At 61.6% G+C, this 21,022-nt stretch carries 19 protein-coding genes; 15 read left to right on the plus strand and 4 right to left on the minus strand.

Annotated features, from left to right (window positions below):
• Positions 1–84: 84 nt before the first annotated feature.
• From AB8A50_RS03045 to AB8A50_RS03055, 3 genes are all read right to left on the minus strand, one after another.
• On the minus strand, positions 85–2,100 hold the full coding sequence (locus tag AB8A50_RS03045; protein ID WP_439076790.1) for a DUF1217 domain-containing protein: 2,016 nt from the start codon (positions 2,098–2,100) through the stop codon (positions 85–87).
• Positions 2,101–2,208: 108 nt separating this feature from the next.
• On the minus strand, positions 2,209–3,396 hold the full coding sequence (locus AB8A50_RS03050; RefSeq protein ID WP_439076792.1) for a DUF2865 domain-containing protein: 1,188 nt from the start codon (positions 3,394–3,396) through the stop codon (positions 2,209–2,211).
• 231 nt (positions 3,397–3,627) lie between these two features.
• The gene (locus AB8A50_RS03055) at positions 3,628–3,933 is read right to left on the minus strand and encodes a hypothetical protein (protein ID WP_089267154.1); all 306 of its coding nucleotides are present in this window, start codon (positions 3,931–3,933) and stop codon (positions 3,628–3,630) included.
• A gap of 302 nt (positions 3,934–4,235) precedes the next feature.
• On the opposite strand from AB8A50_RS03055, the gene cysS reads away from it, so the two are divergent.
• The 3 genes from cysS to AB8A50_RS03070 all read left to right on the plus strand — a co-directional run bounded on the left by cysS (position 4,236) and on the right by AB8A50_RS03070 (position 6,660).
• Complete coding sequence (cysS, locus tag AB8A50_RS03060; RefSeq protein WP_439076794.1) at positions 4,236–5,630, plus strand: cysteine--tRNA ligase; 1,395 nt, start codon at positions 4,236–4,238, stop codon at positions 5,628–5,630.
• 115 nt (positions 5,631–5,745) lie between these two features.
• Entirely contained in the window at positions 5,746–6,240 is a 495-nt protein-coding gene (locus AB8A50_RS03065; RefSeq protein WP_439079911.1) for a GNAT family N-acetyltransferase, read from the plus strand.
• A gap of 27 nt (positions 6,241–6,267) precedes the next feature.
• The gene (locus tag AB8A50_RS03070) at positions 6,268–6,660 is read left to right on the plus strand and encodes a VOC family protein (protein WP_439076795.1); all 393 of its coding nucleotides are present in this window, start codon (positions 6,268–6,270) and stop codon (positions 6,658–6,660) included.
• A 6-nt stretch (positions 6,661–6,666) separates the two neighbouring features.
• On the opposite strand, the gene AB8A50_RS03075 is transcribed toward AB8A50_RS03070, so the two are convergent.
• Entirely contained in the window at positions 6,667–7,272 is a 606-nt protein-coding gene (locus AB8A50_RS03075; protein WP_089267321.1) for a TIGR00730 family Rossman fold protein, read from the minus strand.
• A 209-nt stretch (positions 7,273–7,481) separates the two neighbouring features.
• Between AB8A50_RS03075 and AB8A50_RS03080 the strand changes: the two genes are divergently transcribed.
• The 12 genes from AB8A50_RS03080 (at position 7,482) to AB8A50_RS03135 (ending at position 21,013) form a co-directional block, all read left to right on the plus strand.
• A complete protein-coding gene (locus AB8A50_RS03080) occupies positions 7,482–9,437 on the plus strand; it encodes an ABCB family ABC transporter ATP-binding protein/permease (protein ID WP_439076797.1) in 1,956 nt (651 codons plus the stop codon).
• A gap of 95 nt (positions 9,438–9,532) precedes the next feature.
• Positions 9,533–9,961 (plus strand): endonuclease domain-containing protein, encoded by a 429-nt coding sequence (locus AB8A50_RS03085; protein ID WP_089267158.1) that lies wholly within the window; start codon positions 9,533–9,535, stop codon positions 9,959–9,961.
• Positions 9,962–10,660: a phosphatidylserine decarboxylase gene (locus AB8A50_RS03090; RefSeq protein ID WP_068730577.1), complete on the plus strand. Its 699-nt coding sequence runs from the start codon at positions 9,962–9,964 to the stop codon at positions 10,658–10,660.
• Between the two features lie 80 nt (positions 10,661–10,740).
• The gene (gene pssA, locus AB8A50_RS03095) at positions 10,741–11,616 is read left to right on the plus strand and encodes a CDP-diacylglycerol--serine O-phosphatidyltransferase (protein ID WP_175367517.1); all 876 of its coding nucleotides are present in this window, start codon (positions 10,741–10,743) and stop codon (positions 11,614–11,616) included.
• 173 nt (positions 11,617–11,789) lie between these two features.
• Complete coding sequence (locus AB8A50_RS03100; RefSeq protein WP_439076798.1) at positions 11,790–12,509, plus strand: RraA family protein; 720 nt, start codon at positions 11,790–11,792, stop codon at positions 12,507–12,509.
• A gap of 132 nt (positions 12,510–12,641) precedes the next feature.
• Entirely contained in the window at positions 12,642–13,388 is a 747-nt protein-coding gene (locus tag AB8A50_RS03105; RefSeq protein ID WP_439076800.1) for a class I SAM-dependent methyltransferase, read from the plus strand.
• A gap of 213 nt (positions 13,389–13,601) precedes the next feature.
• Positions 13,602–14,375, plus strand: coding sequence for a motility protein A (locus tag AB8A50_RS03110; protein WP_068730581.1), 774 nt, complete (start codon positions 13,602–13,604; stop codon positions 14,373–14,375).
• A 30-nt stretch (positions 14,376–14,405) separates the two neighbouring features.
• The gene (locus AB8A50_RS03115; protein WP_068730582.1) at positions 14,406–15,230 is read left to right on the plus strand and encodes an OmpA/MotB family protein; all 825 of its coding nucleotides are present in this window, start codon (positions 14,406–14,408) and stop codon (positions 15,228–15,230) included.
• Positions 15,231–15,401: 171 nt separating this feature from the next.
• Positions 15,402–17,303: a potassium transporter Kup gene (locus AB8A50_RS03120; RefSeq protein WP_120291028.1), complete on the plus strand. Its 1,902-nt coding sequence runs from the start codon at positions 15,402–15,404 to the stop codon at positions 17,301–17,303.
• Positions 17,304–17,427: 124 nt separating this feature from the next.
• Positions 17,428–19,350: a potassium transporter Kup gene (locus AB8A50_RS03125; RefSeq protein ID WP_231080935.1), complete on the plus strand. Its 1,923-nt coding sequence runs from the start codon at positions 17,428–17,430 to the stop codon at positions 19,348–19,350.
• Between the two features lie 168 nt (positions 19,351–19,518).
• On the plus strand, positions 19,519–19,851 hold the full coding sequence (locus AB8A50_RS03130; RefSeq protein ID WP_093758906.1) for a rhodanese-like domain-containing protein: 333 nt from the start codon (positions 19,519–19,521) through the stop codon (positions 19,849–19,851).
• Between the two features lie 7 nt (positions 19,852–19,858).
• Positions 19,859–21,013, plus strand: a complete 1,155-nt coding sequence (locus AB8A50_RS03135; RefSeq protein WP_439076802.1) for an aminotransferase — start codon at positions 19,859–19,861, stop codon at positions 21,011–21,013.
• Positions 21,014–21,022: the final 9 nt, after the last annotated feature.

Genomic DNA, 21,022 nt, shown 5'->3' on the forward strand with positions numbered 1-21,022 from the left:
ATGACGCCTTACAAACTCGTCGCGTATTAGCGCGTGATCATGTCAACGCGCCGTTTTGGCCACCGCCGCAAAAGGTCAATTGGCTCAAAGGCCACCGCGCTGAAACAGGGTAACGACGGATGAGGATGCGGTGCTGGTGTCGTTCTTGATGTCATACAGCGCGGAGAAACGGTTCAGCAGTTTGGCCAGCTTGGTGGGATCGGCGAGGTCCTTCAGATTGAGGTGTTTCTCCACCACCTTGGCCTGCTGATCGATATCCATGGCGCCGACCTCATCCGGCAGGCTGAAGATGGTGCGGAACACTTCCGCCAGCGCCTTGTCTGCAAGCAGGTCGTAGGCCGACGTGATGCTCGGCGCCTTGCGCTCGAAGTAGAGCGCGAGCCGCACGCCGGGATTGCTTTCGCCCTGCTGCGTCTCCAGCGTCTGCTGCAGATATTTGTGCTCGGTTTCCATGAACTGGTCGCGGGTCTGCGGCCCGAATTTCGGTAGCCGCGCGATCTCGCCGTCGTCGTCGAAATTGAACGAGGCCACCAGCTCCGCGAAACGCGGATCCTTCTGCGTGTTGACGAAGCTCTTGGGATCGTTCAGGTCGGAATCGAACATCTTGCGCAGATCGGCGGTGGTCACCTTGGCGGGGTCGAGGTCCTTGGCGACGAGCGCGATGTCGATGAGCTTCCTGTCGGCAAGCAGATCCTTCACGCTCTCGATATTGGCGATGTTGTTCTGATAATAGACAGCGTCCTTGTCGGCCGCCTTGCGCAGCTCGGTCTGTTCCTTGCCACTCGTGAAACGGGTCTTGGCGATGATGTAGTCCTTCATCACCAGGGTGACTTCCGCCGCGTCCTGCGCCACCACAGGCGTCGTGATATGTCCGCTGCTGTCGAAATTGAATGCCCGAGCGAGCTGAACGTATCGGTCGTCGTGCAGCTTGTTTACGTAGCTCGTCGGATCGTCCGGATCGCTTTTGAGCACGTTCTTGATGATTGTCGGCGACACCTCTTCGGGATCAAGGCCAAATGCTTTCAGAGCAAAATTATAGACGTTTGGCGTCTTGAGAAAGGCATCGACCGTAGTCACATTGGCGATGCCCGCGCGATACTGCTTGATCAGCGATGCCGCGTAATTTTCATCCGCTGCGAGATAGGCCGCGCCCTGGCTGTTGACATATTTGGTATGGGTGTCGCTCAGCTGCGCGGCTGTCTGGGCAGACGTTCCGGTGGGCAATGTGCCGTCGGGCGAGAACTCGAAAGCGCCGGCAAGCGCCACATAGCTGTCGATCGTCTTGAGTGCATCCTTATAGCTGAGGATACTGACCTCATTCATCGATCCGCGCGTGCGCTCCAGATCGATCTTCCGGCGCAGATCGGCCATATCGGCGCCCGGCTGTTTCAATGCCGCCATGTATGTGTCGATCTTGCCGGCGGCATCGAGCATCGCTGCCTGGGCCTTGGTGATATTCGCATTGATGTCGTCCTTCTGCGACACCCAAACGGAATTGACATAGCTGTTCGGATCGGACGGATCGCTGCTCAGCACCTTGCTGATCGTGTCGTGGGACCAGCGATTCTTGTCGATGCCGAAGGCCGAGAAAACATAATCGCGCAGCTTGTCGTCGGCGAGCAGGTCATTGACGTTGGTGATTTTTCCGATCGCGAGATTGTAGTAGTTCTTGTTCGCGTCGATAGCATCGACCCCGCGCTTCGCTACGGCCGTGTACAGACCGATCATGTCGTCGGTCTGGTTCTCGGACTGGGCAGCGTTGGTGCCGCTGCTAGTGGTCCCGAAGGGGAAGGCCGCCGCGAAATCCCGGTAGCGTTTGTCGCTCAGCTTGTTGGCGAAGCTGTTGGCGTCGGAGAGATCGCTTTCCAGCACCTTGCGCAGGAAGGCCTTGGCATAGGCCATGTCCTCCAGACCATAGGCCGTGGTCGCATAGGTATAGAGCCGATAGTCGTTCAGGAGATCATCGACGGTTTTCACCTTGCCGATGTTCTCTTTGTAATAGGCCGTATCCCGCGAGACGGTGGCCTGTTGCGAGACCCGCGTCAGCGATTGGGTGAGATTGCGGGAGACGATATTATAATTGAGATAAGTCGAGACCATCCGAACACCCTCGCGGTTTGGCGTGAGCCTACCGTTCGTAGGTTGTCCGAAGCTGGACGCAGGGGCCGTGCGCTCGTCGCCCTGTCTGGCTGGGCGACGTCATGGGGCCTACCGCGGCGCGTTATTTGGCAGGAATTGCGGGCCGACGGTCCGGATCTGGCCAGGAGTGGACGGCGCCGCCGGTTGCGCGGGCGTAGCTGCTGCAGGCGCATCGGTCGCCGCACCCTTCTTCAATGCGGCGGGTGTGCCCTTGGCCTGCGGCTGCGACATCCGCTTGGCACGTTCCTCGGTGACGATGATGTCGCCATTCTCCGCTGCCGATTTGTCGTCGACATTCTTCAACGCTTCGGACCAGGTCTGGCCTTGCGCCTTGCAGGAGCACGACGGATTGAATTCAGTGCGATACTTGAAAGCGTTCGGCGACGACGAATAGGGCTGTCCCGAAACAGAGACGGCCGAGTTCATATCCTCGCCGGGATTGCGATAGGTGAACAGGTTGGCGTCGGAGGCCGGGCAGAGATTCTTGCAGGTCCGCTCGTCATCGCCGAAACGCGCCGGGATTGTCGCGAACGAGATCGGGAAATAGAAGCCATCGCAGGTGCGCACGCAGACGGTGCGATAGGTGCCGGACGGAACAGGCGACATATTGCCGTCCAGCGGCGGTGCGCCGGGGCTTGGCTCGTTGTTGCCGAACAGATTGCTCAGGAAGCCGCCGGGGCCTGAGTTCTGCGGCGCGGCGCGCTGCGCAGCGGCGGAGTATTGCGGGCCGCAATTGTTCTGCGCGAGGGCCAGCAGCACCGAGCGGCGCTGGGTATCACGGTCCGAACTGCCGGGCGTGCCGACGCGCAGGCGTTCGAGATTGCTGGTGATCTGATCCAGATTGCCGCGCATCTGCTGGATCTGGTTATTGACCGGGCCGCACTGCTGCGACTGGCCGTTGAACAGCGAGAAGAAGCCGGAACTGTCGCAGCCCATCCGCTTGGCCTGCGCCGAGACGCGGTCGAGCTCGCTCTGCTGCTTGGACGCGGCGTCCTCATAGCGGCGAAGCTGTTCGGCGCGCGCGGGATCGAGGCCGTTGCCGCGATCGATGGTCGCCAGCTGCGCCTCGAGGCGCCCGCACATCGGATTGGCAGAGCCCTGTTGCTGCGCCTGGCTTGGTGGATAGACCTGCTGCGCGGGATAGCCCGGGGGCGGTCCGTTCTGCGCCGATGCAGGAGTGCCCAGCGACAGCGCACCAACCAGTGCGGCACCAACGAAAGCCCAGCGAGAAAGGGAAGCAGTCACAGTGTCAGACATATCCGGCCAATGCGCGAGTCAGAAGCGAGCGAGACAGAAACAAGCGGGGTGGGTGCGGCATCGCGCGTCGATACCGCCGCCAACCTCTCGCTGACGTTGCCAGACGCGCGCGATGAAAATGCGGCGGCGAACGCGGCTTTCCATAGCTGCTTCTCGCGGCAGGGTCACGTCGTTTCCGGGGCCTCACTGTGGCCGCAAGCGTGACGCGAGAAAGTCGCAGGCAGGGGGATGTCAGCGCTGGCAGGTAATCGCAACGAATTCGTCGCATTTGCCGTGATGGCAGGCGCTGCCTGACGTCGGGACCGAGCCGGTCACTTCATCGGGATCGACGCGGCGATAGGCCACCGCCTGGTCGAAGGCGCGCGATTTGCAATAGGACAGGGCGGCATGCGCGCCGCACTTCTCGCCGCGGGCGAGGCACTGGTCGATACCGTAACCGTCAGACTGGTTGGCGATGATGAAGACGCGGGAATCGGCAAAGGCCGAGGAAGCGGCCAGAACAAATGCCGCCGTCAGAACGACTGAAATGGATTTCATAACTCACCGAATGAATGAGGAAATTCGCCCTCATTCGATACGCCCCAAAGATTAATAATCATTAACCATGGGCGGCGTAGCGATGGATTGAGGCCGAAATCAGCCCTTTGCGGCATAGTTCCACACCCTTGACGGGCCACCTGGGGTTGCCCCATGGTGCCCCGATGAACGGTTCTCTCGCCATTTGTGGCATTTGCCGCGAGATTAAGAGCTAGCGATTCGCTGGCTGAGGCCGTCTTTTCTCACACGAGATCAATCTCAAGAGGGATGAGAGGACGCCCGGCCGCTAGGGACGGACATCCATGGAACTGCGCCTTTACGACACTCTGACCCGCGAGAAGCGCGTCTTCACGCCGATCGATGCCGACAATGTCCGGATGTATGTCTGCGGGCCGACGGTCTACGACTTCGCCCATATCGGCAATGCGCGCCCGGTCATCGTGTTCGACGTGCTGTACCGGCTGCTGCGACACGTCTACGGAGTCGACAAAGTCACCTATGTCCGCAACATCACCGACGTCGATGACAAGATCAACGATCGCGCGTTGCGCGACTTTCCGGGCCTGCCCCTGAACGAGGCGATCCGCCGGGTCACGGAGACCACGGCCAATCAGTTTCAGGCCGACGTCGAAGCGCTAGGCTGCCTGTCGCCGACGGTGCAGCCGCGGGCCACGGACTTCGTGCTGCCGCGACCCGACGGCAAGACCGATATGGTGACGCTGATCAGGGAATTGATCGCGCGCGGCCACGCCTATGAGGCTGCGGGCGAAGTGTTGTTCGACACCCAGTCTATGGCCGACTATGGCGCACTCTCCGGCCGCAAACTTGAAGACCAGCAGGCCGGTGCGCGCGTCGCCGTCGATGCGCACAAGAAGCATCCGACCGACTTCGTGCTGTGGAAGCAGTCATCCGCGGAAGAGCCCGGCTGGGACAGTCCGTGGGGCAGGGGCCGTCCGGGCTGGCACATCGAGTGCTCGGCGATGGCGGAGGCCTATCTCGGCACGATCTTCGACATTCATGGCGGCGGCCTCGACCTGATCTTCCCGCATCATGAAAACGAAATCGCCCAGTCGCGCTGCGCGCACGGTACGCATGCGATGGCGAATTACTGGATGCATAACGGCTTCCTGCAGGTCGAAGGCGAGAAGATGTCGAAGAGCCTCGGCAACTTCTTCACGATCCGTGAACTGCTGCAAGATTGGCCGGGCGAAGTGCTGCGCCTGAACATGCTGAAGACACACTATCGTTCGCCGATCGACTGGACCGTGAAAGGTTTGGAAGAAAGCGCCAAGACGCTCGATGATTGGTATTGGGTCGCAGCGGATGCAACAGGTGGCGACGTCTCCGACAAGGTGATGGAGCCGATGTTCGACGATCTGAATACGTCGCTGGCTGTTGCAGCGCTGCACGGTCTTCGCAACAGTGCGGCCGCAGGCAATGACGGCGATCGCAGCCAGTTTGCAGCGTCGTTGCGTGCGCTCGGTTTCCTGTCGGAAACGGCAGCAGAGTGGAATGGACGCAAACAACAGGCCAGCGGGATCGATGCAGCAAAGGTCGATGGTTTGATTGCGGATCGTACAGCCGCACGGGCCCGCAAGGACTTCAAGGAGTCGGATCGTATTCGCGACGAACTTGCCGCCATGGGCGTCGTCATCAAAGACTCGAAGGAAGGCACCACCTGGGAGATCGCGCGATGAGCCGACCCGACACACCGTTTCCAAAGCACTGGAAATATTACATCGCCCTCAAGTGGGCATTGATCATCGGCGCCATCGCGCTGGCGCTGAAGCTGGTGGATTTCTGGTGAGCGCGATGGGCGAGGCGAAACCGGCATTGCGGCCGTTCCTGCCGGATGACACCGCGATTGCGGCTGCGATCTACGTGGCCAGCATCGAGGAATTGACGGGCGAGGACTACAGCGAAGCGCAGCAGGAAGCCTGGGCCGCTACGGTCGATGACGAAGTGGCCTTCGGCAAGCGGCTGGCGTCGCAACTCACGCTGATTGCGACGCTGGACGGCGTGCCGGTCGGCTTTGCATCGCTGAAGGGCGCCAATCACATCGACCTGCTTTACGTGCATCCCAATGCCGCCCTTCGGGGTGTGGCATCACTGCTGATCGATGCGATCGAGAGGCTGGCCGGTGCGCGCGGCGCAAAGCTGCTGACCGTCGATGCCAGCGACACCGCCGAGCCCTTCTTCAAGAAGCGGGGGTATATCCCGACACAGCGCAACAGCGTGCCTGTTAATGACGAGTGGCTTGCCAACACCACGATGCAGAAGACGCTGGGTGAATCCGGGGCGTCCTAAATCGAAGAAGGCAGGGGAGGAAGACCGGTGATCGATCACATCTCCATCGCGGTCAGCAATCTCGAACGGGCCGTGCCATTCTACGAGCGCAGCTTCGCGCCGCTTGGCATGACCCGACTGGTAACACGTCCGGCAATGGTCGGGTTCGGCAAGACCTATCCGGAAGTCTGGCTCAATCTGCGTGCAGGCATGGTGCCGCTGCCGCTTGATAGCGGCGTGCATCTTTGCCTGCGCGCGAGGACGACGGATGAAGTGGATGCGTTTTATGCGGCAGCCGTGGCCGCTGGCGGCGTCTCGGAAAGCGCGCCCTCGCTGCGGCCGCATGATCGCGTGCGCTACTATGCGACTTTCATCGCCGATGCCGATGGTAATCGCATCGAGGTGGTGACGTTCCCGAAGGACGACGCCACCACGTCGTAGCAGGTCTCAGAGCCGCGTCGCGACGTCCGGAGCCAGCTTCTTGGCTTCGTCGGAAGCCAGCGCCGCAGCGGTGCGGAGCCGGGGCAGGATGTCTTCGGCACGGTCGGCCGTCAGCACGTCCAGCGGCAGTGTCGGCCGGATGAAGGCGGTCGAGCGCATGTGTTTGAGCAGCTCGAGCAGCGGCTCCCAGAAGTTATCGATATTGGCCATCAGGATCGGCTTGCTGTGGCGGCCGAGCTGCTGCCAGGTGAGCTGTTCGACCAGCTCTTCCAACGTGCCGATGCCGCCGGGCAGAGCGACGAAGGCGTCCGATCGCTCGAACATCAGCCGTTTGCGCTCATGCATGTCGTGGGTAACGATCAGTTCCTGGGCGGCGGTCAGCGCGTTTTCGCGCTTGGTCAGGAATTCCGGGATGATGCCGGTGACCCGGCCGCCATTGTCCAGCACGGACTTGGCGACCGCGCCCATCAGGCCGATGGAGCCGCCGCCATAGACCAAGCCGATGCCTTGCTCGGCCATGATCTTGCCGAGCGCGACCGCTGATTCGACGAAACTGGGATTGGTACCGGGGCCGGAGCCGCAATAGACGCAGATCGTTTTAATTGTGCTCATAGATTCCATGTGGCACTGCGGGATAACAGCGTCAAGACACGGAATGAACGTGATACGGGAAATTCCTGCCCGGGACACCTCTCCGCAGGGAAAAGAATGCTCTGCGAGGGTGCGACGTTCCGGCAAAGCGCCTATATGCATTCTAATGAAATCGACCTCCATTTTGAGCCGGCCCCGGGCCGCAGCTCCGTTCGTTCCAGGCGCCGTGCATGTCTGATTCCGATCCCGCGCTGAACGACGAGACAGTTCCTAACCCGGCCCATATCGAACGCGGCACGCTGTTCGGAACGCTCGCCCATTTGTGGCCCTATATCTGGCCGGGCGACCGCGACGACCTGAAGATGCGCGTCGTCTGGTCGATGCTGCTGCTACTGGTCGCCAAGGCGGCCACACTGACAGTGCCGTTCACCTTCAAATGGGCGATCGATGCGCTGACCGGTGCCGATACGGCTCCGGTCCAGTCCTCGAACTGGACGCTGTGGCTGATCGCATCGCCGGTCGCCATGACCGTCAGCTACGGCGCGATCCGCGTGCTGATGGCGATCTTCACGCAATGGCGCGACGGCATCTTCGCCAAGGTGGCGATGCATGCGGTGCGCAAGCTGGCCTATCTCACCTTCGTCCATATGCACGAACTGTCGCTGCGCTTCCATCTGGAGCGCAAGACCGGTGGCCTAACGCGTGTGCTCGAACGCGGCCGCGCAGGCATCGAAGTCATCGTGCGCATGGTGATCCTGCAACTGGTGCCGACCATCGTCGAGCTGTTGCTGGTGATGGGCGTGCTGCTGTGGCAGTTCGACTGGCGCTATGTGCTGGTCGTGGCGATCACCGTGGTCGTCTACATGTACTACACCTATCTCGCGACCGAGTGGCGCATCGCGATCCGCCGCAACATGAACGAGTCCGATACCGAGGCGAATACCAAGGCGATCGACTCGCTGCTGAACTACGAGACGGTCAAATATTTCAGCGCCGAAACGCGTGAGGCCGAACGCTACGACAAGACGGTTGAACGCTTCGAGCGCGCCAGCGTCAAGACCTATACGTCGCTGGCCGTGCTCAATACCGGGCAGGCGATCATTTTCACGCTCGGTCTGACATCAACGATGCTGATGTGCGCGGTCGGCGTGCGCAACGGCACCCACACGGTGGGCGATTTCGTCATGATCAACGCCATGATGATCCAGCTTTACCAGCCGCTGAATTTCATGGGCATGGTGTATCGCGAGATCAAGCAGGCGATCATCGACATCGAGAAGATGTTCGGTGTCCTGAACCGCAATCCGGAGGTGAAGGATATCTCCGGCGCCAAGCCGCTGCTGGTGACATCAGGCGCTGTGCGCTTCGACGACGTGCGTTTCGCCTATGACCCGGAGCGGCCGATCCTGAAGGGGCTCTCCTTCGAGGTGCCGGCCGGCAAGACCGTCGCCATCGTCGGCCCGTCGGGCGCCGGCAAGTCGACGATCTCGCGGCTGCTGTTCCGGCTCTATGACGTGTCCGGTGGCACGATCTCCATCGATGGCCAGAACATTCGCAATGTCACGCAGGCCTCGCTGCGCCAGTCAATCGGTATGGTCCCGCAGGACACCGTGCTGTTCAACGACACCATCCGCTACAACATCCGCTATGGCCGCTGGGACGCAACCGACGCGGAGGTCGAGGAAGCCGCCCGGATGGCGCAGATCGACCCGTTCATCCGGATGTCGCCAAAGGGCTATGAGACCGAAGTAGGTGAGCGCGGCCTGAAACTCTCCGGCGGCGAGAAGCAGCGCGTGGCCATTGCGCGGACCGTGCTCAAGGCGCCACCGATCCTGCTGCTCGATGAAGCGACGTCGGCGCTCGATAGCCATACCGAGCAGGAGATCCAGGACGCGCTGGAGAAGGTTTCGCAGGGCCGCACCTCGCTGGTGATTGCGCATCGGCTGTCCACCATCGTCGGCGCCGACGAGATCATCGTGCTCGATCAGGGCCGGATCGCCGAGCGCGGTACCCATGGCCAGTTGCTGGCCGCGGGCGGTCTCTATGCCAGCATGTGGAACCGGCAGCGCGAGGCCCAGGAGGCCCGTGAGCGGCTGGCCCAGATCGGCGACGATGCCATCGCCCCCAATCGCACCCCGCCGCCGGTCGACGACGATCGCCTGATGACGCCTGACGCGGCGGAGTGATTCTTTCTCTTTCCCTCGCCCCCGAGCGCGGCGAAGCTGCGCTTGGCGGGAGAGGGTGGATCGCCCGCGTTAGCGGGCGAGACGGGAGAGGGGGCATGGCGAGGGATCAGGCCAAAGCTTTGCGCGCCAATATGACGGATGCCGAGCGGCAGCTCTGGTATCGGCTGCGCGCCCACCGATTTCAGAGCTTCAAATTCAAGCGTCAGGTGCCGATTGGGCGATACATCGTTGATTTCGTCTGCCTTGAACGGCGCCTCGTCATTGAGGTCGATGGCGGGCAGCATGCTGACAGCAAACCGGATCAAACCCGAGACCAATGGCTTCAACAACAAGGGTTTCGCGTTCTGCGGTTCTGGAATAATGAGGTGTTCAACAACACGGATGGAGTGCTTGAGGTGATCGTTGAACATCTTGGCCATTCCGCGCCAGCCCCCTCTCCCGGCACGCCGCTGCGCGTCGCGCCACCCTCTCCCGCCTGCGCAGCTTCGCTGCTTGGGGGAGAGGGGAAGAAAGATAGAGCTTAAATGTCCATCGCAAATTCTATCCGTGGCCAGATCCCGCCGATCCACAAGGAAGGCTATCCGTTCATTGGCGCCTTTGCGCTGGCGAGCCTGGTGCTGTTCTGGATCTGGACGCCGCTGGGCTGGATCGGCACGGTGCTGACGGTCTGGTGCGCGTTGTTCTTCCGCGATCCGGTCCGCGTGACCCCGACCCGCGAGGGTGTCGTGGTGTCGCCCGCCGACGGGAAAGTGTCGATGGTGCAGCCGGTGCTGCCACCGGCTGAACTCGGCCTCGGCGATCAGCCGCTGCTGCGCATTTCGGTGTTCATGAGCGTCTTCAACGTCCACGTGAACCGCAGCCCGGTGGCTGGCCGGATCGAGCGCATTGCCTATCGGCCGGGCAAGTTCATCAATGCCGAGCTGGATAAGGCCAGCGAGGACAACGAGCGCAATTCGCTGGTTATTTCGACCCCCGGCGGCCGGATCGGCGTGGTGCAGATCGCCGGGCTTGTGGCGCGCCGGATCGTGTCCTTCGTGCGCGAGGGCCAGACCCTGAGCGCCGGCGAGCGCTTTGGCCTGATCCGTTTCGGCTCCCGGCTGGATATCTACCTGCCGGAAGGCAGCAAGGCGCTGGTGGCCGTGGGGCAGACCGCGATTGCCGGCGAGACCGTGCTGGCCGATTTCAGGATCGGTGACGGCGGCCGCACCTACCGCGTCGATTAACCCCGATTTCCTGCCGGTTTGGGCGGCAGGACGCCACAATGGCGGAGCAGGGTGGGATTTGCTAGGATCACGCCATGCAAATGCCTCCTGACCAGTCTCCCGAGACGCGCCGCCGCCGGTTCCGGACCATTCCGATCCGGATGCTGGTGCCGAACATGATCACGCTGCTGGCGATCTGCGCCGGCCTGACGGCGATCCGCCTGTCCACCGAGGGGCGGATGGAACTGGCCGTGGCGGCCATCGTGTTCGCCGCCGTGCTCGATGGTGTCGACGGCCGTGTCGCCCGCATGATCAAGGGCCAGTCCAAATTCGGCGCCGAACTCGACAGCCTGGCTGACTTCGTCAATTTCGGCGTGGCACCCGGCCTGATCCTGTATTTCTGGCAGCTCCACGATCTCAGCAATGCCGGCTGGATCGCCGCGATGGTGTTCGCCATCGCCGGCAGTCTGCGGCTGGCGCGTTTCAACGCCACCATGGACGATCCGGACAAGCCGGCCTTTGCCGCGAACTTTTTCACGGGCATGCCGGCGCCGCTGGGCGCACTCACCGTGATGCTGCCGATCTATCTGGGCTTCCTGGGCATGCCGATGCCGCCGGCCATCCTGACGACCCTCTACACGCTGCTGGTTGGCTTCCTGATGGTGTCGCGGCTGCCGGTGTTCTCCGGCAAAGCCGTGAACATGCGGGTGCCCCGCGAGCTGGTGCTGCCAGTGTTCGTCGGCGTCGTGCTCTTCATCGCGCTGCTGATCGGTTACCCCTGGCACATCCTGTCGGCGCTCTCCATCATGTATCTACTGAGCCTTCCGCTGGGCTGGAAATCGTATCGCGATCAGGAACGTGCGCTGACCGCGCAGTCGGTGGTCCCTGTCGATCCGGCGGCGCCCCATGCATCGCCGCCCTATACGCCGGGTGCACCCGAGATCGCACCGGATGATCGGCCCGCACGCCTGAACTGATTGTCCATCTCGCGAACAATTCATGCAGCCGCTTTCCCCTGCGATAGCAGCCCCGACGAAAGCGGCTGCATTTCGTTTTGGGCATGCAGTGAAGTCGGCTATATCCGGAGTCACTCAGCGACGACGACGTCCCGCGAAGACGGGATGCGATAATCACCCACAGGAGAAACGCCGTGACGAATTCCGCGACCGGTCCGCTGCCCGCATCCGTTCTGGAAGCACTGGGCCGCTACGACACGCCGACCATCTGCAATGCGATGGAGATCGTCGCCCCCGAGCGCCGGTTGATCGGTTACACCACGCGTCCGCTGGTTTGTCCGTTTCCCAATCTGCCGCCCATCGTCGGCTATGCGCGCACCGCGACCATTCGCGCGACCATAGCCTCCGGCCTGCCTGCCGCGGAGCAGAAGGCGCGGCGGCTCGCTTACTACGACTATGTCGGCACGGGCATCGGTCCGCGCATCAGCGTGATCCAGGATATCGACGGGCCCGACGCGGGCTATGGCGCGTTCTGGGGCGAGGTGAACAGCGCCGTCCACAGGGCGCTCGGTTGCCTCGGTGTGGTCACCGATGGCTCGATCCGCGATATCCCCCAATGGGCGCCGGACTTCCAGGCGCTCGCCGGCACGATCGGCCCGTCGCACGCGCATGTGCATGTGAGCGAGTTCGGTCATGAGGTCCGCGTGGCTGGCATGAGTGTCCGTTCGGACGATCTGATCCATGTCGATCAACACGGCGCGGTTGTGATCCCGCTCGATGTCGCCGCGAAACTGCCGGAAGCGGCAGAGCTATGCGGGCGGCGCGAGACACCCATTCTCGATATCGCGCGCAGCCCGTCATTCACGCTCGAGAAGCTGAAAGAGGCGATGGCGCGCTCGTCGGAAATACACTGAAATCCGGGGCTATTAAGACTAACGATAAAGGTTAGATGCCGATCAACCCGAACCAGCTCCGGTTGCTTGCGCGGCCGGAGGGCTTCGGGCTAACTGCCGGTTCCGCCGTTAAAACGGACATTGGAGACGGTATTGCCTCAGACCAAGGATATGAAGAAAGCCTGGAATGAGCGTGCAAATCGTGACCCGTTCTTTTACGTCGAGACCGAGCTGTGGGATCACGATCCCGAAAAATTCTTCGCACTCGGTCGTGAACGCGCGACGCTGCTGATCGATCCTGTTCTCGCAAAATATGCAGTTGATCCCGTCGGCAAGACGGCGGTCGATATCGGCTGCGGTGTCGGACGTTTCACGCAGGCGCTTGGCCGGCGTTTCACCAGGGCTGTTGGCATCGATGTGTCCGACGTCATGGTGGAAAAGGCCAAGGCGGCGGCAGCGGCGTTCAGCAATCTCGACTTCCTCGCCGGCAATGGCGTCGTGTTTCCGTGTGCGTCCGAGACCGCGGACTTCGTGTGGTCATATGAGGTCTTTCAGCACATGCCGTCGCATGACGTCGTGAAGGCCAATCTGGTCGAGGTTGCCCGCATCCTGCGTCCATCCGCGCTTGGACTCATTCACTTCCGAACTGCGCACGAATATCCGACGATCCTCTGGCATATCGCCAAGTTCGTCCCGACACCTGTCATCCAGAGGATCAAGGCGCTGCTCGGCAAGGATCCGCTGACGGCGGATACGTCGTGGCGGGGTGCAAAGCCGTTGCCGAAGAATACGATCGCCGACTTCTGCGTGGCCGCCGGCCTCAAGCCGATCGAGTTTCTCGATGACCCGACCCACGCGCCGGGGTCACGTACCTTCGTGGTCGTCCAGCGCGCTGTTTGACGCCGCACAATCATCCTCAATCGGTCTGCTGAACGAACTTTCCGTATCGTTCCACGCGTGCTCGCACGTCATTAATCTGTCGTTAATGAACCGTGAAGCGGTAACGCGTCCTTAATCGCAGTATCGCTAAGGTACCTTCGCGCGGCCTGATCTCGAGGCGTGCCGCCGTCCAGGACGGGCGTCGTTCGATACGTGTATAGCGTCGGAGTTGACATGGATATCACAACACTCGTCGGTTTTGTCGCTGGCATCATTGTGCTGTGTACCCTGGTCCTCATGGGCGGCAGCTTCGGGATGTTCTACGACATCCACGCCGTCATCATCATTTTCGGCGGTTCGTTTGCTGCGACTCTGATCCGCTTTCCGCTCTCGTCCATCCTTCATGGCATTCCGCTCGGCGCCAAATTTGCATTCACGCTGAGCCGCCTGAACGCGCGTGACCTCGTTGACGAACTCGCCCGCATCGCGGAAATCGCGAGGAAGCAGGGACCGGTCGGACTCGAAAAAGTCGAAACTGATGACGCATTCCTTGCCAAGGGAATCCGCTTCGTTGCCGACGGCTACGATCTCGAATTCATCCGCGACAATCTCGAGCGCGACCGCGACAATTTCCTCATGCATCTCGACGAAGGCTCGAAGATCTACCGCGCCATCGGCGATTGCGCGCCGGCCTTCGGCATGATCGGCACGCTGCTCGGCATGGTGCAGATGTTCTCGAACATGTCCGATCCGTCCAAGCTCGGCCCCTTCATGGCTGTCGCGCTACTCGCCACATTGTACGGTGCGATCGTCGGCAACCTGATCTGTCTGCCCATTGCCGACAAGCTGCACGTCAAGGTGCTCGATGAGGAAACCAACCGCACACTCATCATCGACGGCATCCTGATGATCCGCGACTCGAAGAGCCCGGCGCTGGTCCGCGAAATGCTGCTGGCCTATCTGCCCGAGAAGCACCGCCATGACGAAAGTGAGCCGGTCCCAGCGTAACACACTGGAGGCAGGCTCGGAGCACGTCCGATGGCGAAGAAAAAACGCGGAGAAGCACACGGCGGCCATGGCTGGTTCGTGACCTTCGCCGACCTGATGGCGCTGCTGCTCAGCTACTTCGTCATGCTGGTGGCATTCTCCAGCCCTGATGGCGCCAAACTCAAGATCGTTGCCGGCTCGGTTCGCGAAGCATTCGGCGTGCAATCCGATGCGCGTTACTCAGGTGTGATCGAATCCGATGGTCTGCCGACGCGCGGTCAGACGAAGAACAAGGACCATGTGTCGCCGGACGATGCGTCGAACATCACCAGTCCGAGCGAGAAGGGCGGCCGTCCCGCGGGCGCCAAGCTGAAGATGGACCGCGAATTCGCGCTCGCCTCGGCATCACTGCGGCAGGCGCTGCAGGACATGCCGGAGATCAACGAGATCTCCAAGAACATCATGTTCGAGGAAACCAAGCAGGGCCTCAATCTGGAAATTATCGACCAGAACGGCCGCTCGATGTTTGCTGACGGATCCAAGGTTCCCTATGAGCGCACCCGCCTGTTGCTGCAGAAACTCGCCGGACCGCTGAAGGCAACGCCGCTGCGCGTGGCTATCGTCGGTCACACCGCCGCGGGCTTCGTGCCGGCGCGCAGCGAATATGATGCATTCGATCTGTCGGCCGATCGCGCCAATGTCGTTCGGCAGATTCTCGAACGGGAAGGCTTGCCGTCGTCCCATATCTTCTCGGTGTCGGGCAAGGCAGACAGCCAGCCGCTATTCCCCGATGATCCGACCATGGCTGCCAACCGGCGGGTGACCATTACGCTGATGCGGGAAGACCCGCCGCTGCCGCCAAACCTCAAGCCGTAAAACAGTCAATTCCTTTTTTACTGCTCCAGCCTCTTTTTTTGCTGGGCAATGCCGATTTTTGCTGCGCTCCCGATAAGCGATCTGCGGCAGGATAGGCTAGTGTCCCGGTTGACTGGCATTGCCCGGCGCGCCATAGCCGGGTCCGGATTGTCCAGAGGCGTTACGAGCAGAATGGCCGTTACGGAAACAACAGGCGAGGGACCGATCGAAGTTCCGGTTCATACCGGCTTCTGGTCGCTCACGGTCGGCAGTATCGGCGTCGTGTTCGGCGACATCGGAACGTCGCCGCTTTACGCATTCCGTGAGGCGGTACACGGCGCATCTCATGGCGCCCCGGTCACGCCCGTCATCGTGCTCGGCGTGCTCTCGCTGATCCTGTGGGCGCTGTTCATCGTCGTGACAGCCAAATACGTGCTGTTCCTACTGCGCGCCGACAACAATGGCGAGGGTGGAACGCTGTCGCTGATGGCGCTCGGCCAGCGTGCCTTGGGTCGGCGGAGTTTGCCGCTGATGGTACTGGGCGTGATCGGCGCCTCGATGTTCATCGGCGATTCCATGATCACCCCGGCGATCTCGGTGCTCTCGGCAGTGGAAGGCCTCAAGCTCAAGGCACCTGCGCTCGAACCTTATGTCGTGCCGGTCACGGTCGCGATTCTCGTCGTGCTGTTCTCGGTGCAGCGGATTGGCACCGCCAAGGTGGCCTCCGCCTTCGGTCCGGTGATGATCATCTGGTTCACGGCGCTCGCGCTAATGGGCGCCTCGCATATCTTCGATGATCCGACGGTGCTGAAGGCGATCAATCCGTACTATGCCGTGCAGTTCATGCTGACCCACGGGACCATCGGTCTGGTGACCCTGGGCGCAGTCTTCCTCGCCGTGACCGGCGGCGAGGCGCTCTATGCCGATCTTGGCCATTTCGGTCGCAGACCAATTCAATACGGCTGGTTCTTCTTCGTGCTGCCGGCGTTGATGATCAATTATTTCGGGCAGGGCGCGCTCGTGCTGTCGAACCCGGCCGCGATCGAAAATCCGTTCTATCGGATGGCACCAGAATCGATGCTGTTGCCGTTGATCGCGCTGGCGACGGCCGCCACCGTGATCGCGAGCCAGGCAGTGATTACCGGCGCCTATTCATTGGTGCGCCAGGCGGTGCAGCTTGGGCTGCTGCCGCGCTTCGAAGTGCGCTTCACCTCCGAGACCCATGCCGGCCAGATCTATTTGCCTCGGGTCAATCGTCTGCTGCTGATCGGCGTACTGCTGCTGGTGCTGCTGTTCAAATCGTCGAGCGGTCTTGCGTCGGCCTATGGCATCGCAGTCTCCACCACCATGGTCGCCGATGGCATCATGGGCTTTGTGGTGATCTGGAAGCTGTGGAACTGGAAAGCCGCGACTGCCGCTGCGATCATCGCGCCGCTGGTGTTCGTCGATCTGGCCTTCCTCAGTGCCAATCTCCTGAAACTGCTGGAAGGCGCCTGGGTGCCGTTACTGTTCGGCGTGCTGATGGCCGGCATGATCTGGACCTGGCGCCGCGGCGCGGCGATCCTGATCACCAAGACGCGCCGTATCGAAGTGCCGCTGCGCGATCTCATCAAGAGCCTGGAAAAGCGCCCACCTCATATCGTAAAGGGCACCGCGGTGTTTCTCACCAGCGATCCCGAATTCGTGCCGACGGCGCTGCTGCATAATCTGAAGCACAACAAGGTTCTGCACGAACACAATGTGATCCTGACCATCGAGACCGCGCAGACGCCGAAGGTCGATCTGGCAGAACGCGTCCGCATGGAGAATATCAGTGATAAGTTCTCGATGGTGAAGCTGCGTTTCGGCTTCATGGAATCGCCGAACGTCCCCAAGGCGCTCGTCGTCGCGCGTAAACTCGGCTGGCAGTTCGACATCATGGCGACGTCGTTCTTCGTGTCGCGGCGCTCGCTGAAGCCGTCGGCGCAATCCGGCATGCCGTTGTGGCAGGACCATCTGTTCATCGCGCTCAGCCGTTCGGCGAACGACGCCACCGACTATTTCCAGATCCCCACCGGACGCGTGGTGGAGGTCGGTACTCAGGTGACGATCTAAGCATCTTTTGTCATGTCCGGTTCCCCGATTTACGCTATAACGAGTGTGATCATTGGGGCCGGGAACGGCCTCGCTGCCCCGCTGTTCAGAGACCTGCGATTCAGAAGTCTTCGAGGCCGTTTCCATGACCATCGATAGCGCATCTCCCGCCGCGGCATCCCCGGCGGACCCTACCCATGGGCACTCGACGGCCAGCTTCGGCTCGCTCGTCATGGGCAGTATCGGTGTCGTCTATGGCGACATCGGCACCAGCCCGCTTTACGCGCTCCGTGAGGCGCTGGTCGCGGCCGGGGGCCACAAGGCGCCCGGCATCGACAATGAAGCAATCCTGGGCGTCCTCTCGCTGATCCTGTGGGCCCTGATCATCGTCGTGACGCTCAAATATGTCGTGCTGCTGCTGCGCGCCGACAATAACGGCGAGGGTGGCCCGCTGGCCCTGATGGCGCTGGCCCAGCGCGCGATCGGATCGAGCGGGCCGGTGGTGGTGATGCTCGGCATCATCGCCGCGGCGTTGTTCTATGGCGACGCGGTGATCACGCCGGCGCTGTCCGTGCTCTCGGCCATCGAGGGCGTCAAGCTCGTCACCACCGCCTTCGATCCCTATGTTGTACCGCTCACCATCGTGATCCTTGTGGCGCTTTTCGCCGTGCAATCGCGTGGCACTGCGAAGGTCGCGACGTTCTTCGGACCGATCATGTGCCTATGGTTCATCGTGATCGCGGTAGCGGCCATTCCGCAGATCGTGAAGCATCCTGAAGTGCTCGCGGCACTCAATCCCGTGCATGCGATCTACTTCATGTTCCATCACGGCATCATCGCCTTCGTGACGTTGGGCGCAGTGTTTCTCGCCGTGACCGGCGCCGAAGCGCTCTATGCCGATCTCGGCCATTTCGGCAAAAAGCCGATCCAGCTGGCCTGGCTGTTTCTCGTGCTGCCGTCGCTGGCCATCAACTATTTCGGCCAGGCTGCGCTGGTGATGCATGATCCCACTGCGCTGGAAAATCCGTTCTATCTGATGTTTCCCGACTGGGCGCTGATCCCCATGGTGATCCTCGCGGCGACTGCCACCGTGATTGCCAGTCAGGCCGTGATCACCGGCGCCTATTCGCTGACGCAGCAGGCGATCCAGCTTGGCCTGCTGCCGCGCTTCGAAATCCGGCACACATCGGAGTCGCATTCCGGCCAGATCTACATTCCGCGCGTCAATATGCTGCTGTTCATCGCAGTGATCGTGCTTGTCGTGCTGTTCAAGTCATCGAGCTCGCTGGCCTCGGCCTATGGCATCTCGGTCACCGGCACCATGGTCGTCACTGCGATGATGGGCTTTGTGGTGATCTGGCGCGGCTGGAAGTGGTCGCCGATCGCGGCTGCGGCACTGATCGTGCCGTTTCTGGTGATCGACGTCACGTTCCTCACCGCGAACCTCTTGAAGGTGTTCGACGGCGGCTGGGTGCCGCTGGTGATGGGCGGCGTGATCATTCTCATGATGTATACGTGGCGGCGCGGCAGCCGCCTGCTGTTCGAGAAGTCGCGCAAGCTGGAGTTTCCGCTGGCCGATCTTGTGGCCATGCTGGAGAAACGTCCGCCGCAGCGCGTGGCCGGCACGGCGGTATTTCTCACCAGCGATCCGCAGAGTGCGCCGACGGCGCTCATGCATAGTCTGAAACACTACAAAGTGCTTCACGAGAAGAACGTTATTCTCACCATCGAAACCGCACCGACGCCGCGCATCGACCCCAGTGAGCGGGTGCGCATGGAAGAGATCAGCGCGACCTTCTCGAAAGTGACGCTGCGCTTCGGCTTCATGGAATCGCCGAATGTGCCGAAATCCCTGGCGATTGCGCGCAAGACCGGCTGGCAGTTCGACATCATGTCGACCTCGTTCTTCCTGTCGCGCAGGGCGCTGAAGCCTGCGGTGCATTCCGGCATGCCGCGCTGGCAGGATCATCTGTTCATCGCGCTCAGCCGCACTGCCAATGACGCGACCGACTATTTCCAGATCCCCACGGGGAGGGTGGTCGAGGTGGGTACGCAGGTGACTATCTAGGCCTGATCCCGAAAAGTGGGCTTGCGGTTTTCGGGCAAGATCAGGCCCGACAATAAGCTCTTCCAACGCTTGATTTTCGCCGCGCGAGAGGCGACGTTGGCGCCCGAAAACAGGGGCGTTTCCGCCCCTTCGCATTCGCTCCGGACACCGGGGCGGCAGGAGGTTGTGGTGGCAGGCGAAGCTCATACCGTTCACGATTTGACGCCCGAGGAAGTGTCCAAGGGGATCACTGAAGGCAAGTATTTGCTGGTTGACGTGCGCGAACCCAACGAGGTCGCGGTTGAGGCCTATCCGGATGCCGTCGTGGTGCCGCTGTCGGGCTTCGATAGCGCCGATCTGCCCGATCCTGCGGGCAAGCAGATCGTCTTCGCATGTCGCTCCGGCAAGCGCTCGGTGACGGCCTCGCTGGCCGCCCAGGCCGATGGCCTTGCCTATGACAAGCACCTCGCCGGTGGAATCCTTGGATGGAAGGCCGCAGGCCTGCCGACAAAGGTTGGCTGATCGCTCGATGAACAAGATCTTCTCTGAGCTGCCCGTCACGGTGTTCGAGGCGATGTCGCAGCTTGCGCGCGATCACAACGCCATCAATCTCGGGCAGGGCTTTCCCGATCATCCCGGTCCCGACGATATCCGTCAGGCGGCCGCCGATGCGGTGCTGAACGGCTATAACCAGTATCCGTCGATGATGGGCATCCCGGAGCTGCGTCAGGCGATCGCCACGCATTACCAGCACTGGCACAAGCTCTCGCTTGATCCGATGACGGAGGTCATGGTGACCTCCGGCGGTACCGAGGCATTGACCTCGTCGATCCTCGCGGTGGTCGAGCCCGGCGACGAAGTCGTGTGCTTCCAGCCGGTCTACGATTCTTATTTGCCGATCATCCGGCAGGCCGGCGGCATTCCGCGTCTGGTCAGCCTCAAGCCGCCGCATTGGCGTCTCACGGAAGAAGATCTCCGCGCGGTCTTCAATCACAAGACCAAGGCCGTGCTGTTCAACAGCCCGCTCAACCCGGCTGCGGTGGTGTCGCCGCGCGAGGATCTCGAACTGCTGGCGAAGTTCTGTCAGGAATTCGATACGATCGCGATCTGCGACGAAGTCTGGGAACATGTGACCTTCGACGGCCACGACCATATCCCGCTGATCACCATTCCCGGCATGCGCGATCGCACCATCAAGGTTGGCTCCGCCGGCAAGATCTTCTCGCTCACCGGCTGGAAGATCGGCTTCGTCTGCGCCGCGCCGCATCTCCTGCGCGTCTGCGCCAAGGTGCATCAATTTCTCACCTTCACGACGGCGCCAAATCTGCAGGTTGCGGTGGCCTATGGTCTCGGCAAGTCCGACGATTACTTCAAGACGATGCGCGCCGATCTCGCGCGTAGCCGCGATCGTCTGGCCGCAGGTCTGGAAAGTATCGGCTTTCCCGTCATCAAGTCGCAGGGCACGTACTTCCTCACCGTCGATCTGTCGCCGCTGGGACTGAACGAGACCGACGAGGAATTCTGCCTGCGTCTCGTCTACGACTACAAGGTCGCGGCCATTCCGGTGTCGGCCTTTTATGAGCAGGACAAGGTGACCTCGGTGGTGCGTTTCTGTTTCGCCAAGAACGACGCAACGCTCGATACGGCGCTGGAGCGTCTGCACAACGCCGTTCATCGCCGCTAGGGGAAATTG

Source organism: Tardiphaga sp. 841_E9_N1_2, from assembly GCF_051811065.1.
In the GTDB taxonomy this organism is placed as follows: Bacteria; Pseudomonadota; Alphaproteobacteria; order Rhizobiales; family Xanthobacteraceae; genus Tardiphaga; species Tardiphaga robiniae.

Bases quoted from the DNA above. Each gene is read 5' to 3' on its own strand.
- AB8A50_RS03045 (WP_439076790.1), bottom strand. From the start codon at position 2,100: ATGGTCTCGACTTATCTCAATTATAATATCGTCTCCCGCAATCTCACC.
- AB8A50_RS03050 (WP_439076792.1), bottom strand. From the start codon at position 3,396: ATGTCTGACACTGTGACTGCTTCCCTTTCTCGCTGGGCTTTCGTTGGT.
- AB8A50_RS03055 (WP_089267154.1), bottom strand. From the start codon at position 3,933: ATGAAATCCATTTCAGTCGTTCTGACGGCGGCATTTGTTCTGGCCGCT.
- cysS (WP_439076794.1), top strand. From the start codon at position 4,236: ATGGAACTGCGCCTTTACGACACTCTGACCCGCGAGAAGCGCGTCTTC.
- AB8A50_RS03065 (WP_439079911.1), top strand. From the start codon at position 5,746: ATGGGCGAGGCGAAACCGGCATTGCGGCCGTTCCTGCCGGATGACACC.
- AB8A50_RS03075 (WP_089267321.1), bottom strand. From the start codon at position 7,272: ATGAGCACAATTAAAACGATCTGCGTCTATTGCGGCTCCGGCCCCGGT.
- AB8A50_RS03080 (WP_439076797.1), top strand. From the start codon at position 7,482: ATGTCTGATTCCGATCCCGCGCTGAACGACGAGACAGTTCCTAACCCG.
- AB8A50_RS03085 (WP_089267158.1), top strand. From the start codon at position 9,533: ATGGCGAGGGATCAGGCCAAAGCTTTGCGCGCCAATATGACGGATGCC.
- AB8A50_RS03090 (WP_068730577.1), top strand. From the start codon at position 9,962: ATGTCCATCGCAAATTCTATCCGTGGCCAGATCCCGCCGATCCACAAG.
- pssA (WP_175367517.1), top strand. From the start codon at position 10,741: ATGCCTCCTGACCAGTCTCCCGAGACGCGCCGCCGCCGGTTCCGGACC.
- AB8A50_RS03110 (WP_068730581.1), top strand. From the start codon at position 13,602: ATGGATATCACAACACTCGTCGGTTTTGTCGCTGGCATCATTGTGCTG.
- AB8A50_RS03115 (WP_068730582.1), top strand. From the start codon at position 14,406: ATGGCGAAGAAAAAACGCGGAGAAGCACACGGCGGCCATGGCTGGTTC.
- AB8A50_RS03120 (WP_120291028.1), top strand. From the start codon at position 15,402: ATGGCCGTTACGGAAACAACAGGCGAGGGACCGATCGAAGTTCCGGTT.
- AB8A50_RS03125 (WP_231080935.1), top strand. From the start codon at position 17,428: ATGACCATCGATAGCGCATCTCCCGCCGCGGCATCCCCGGCGGACCCT.
- AB8A50_RS03135 (WP_439076802.1), top strand. From the start codon at position 19,859: ATGAACAAGATCTTCTCTGAGCTGCCCGTCACGGTGTTCGAGGCGATG.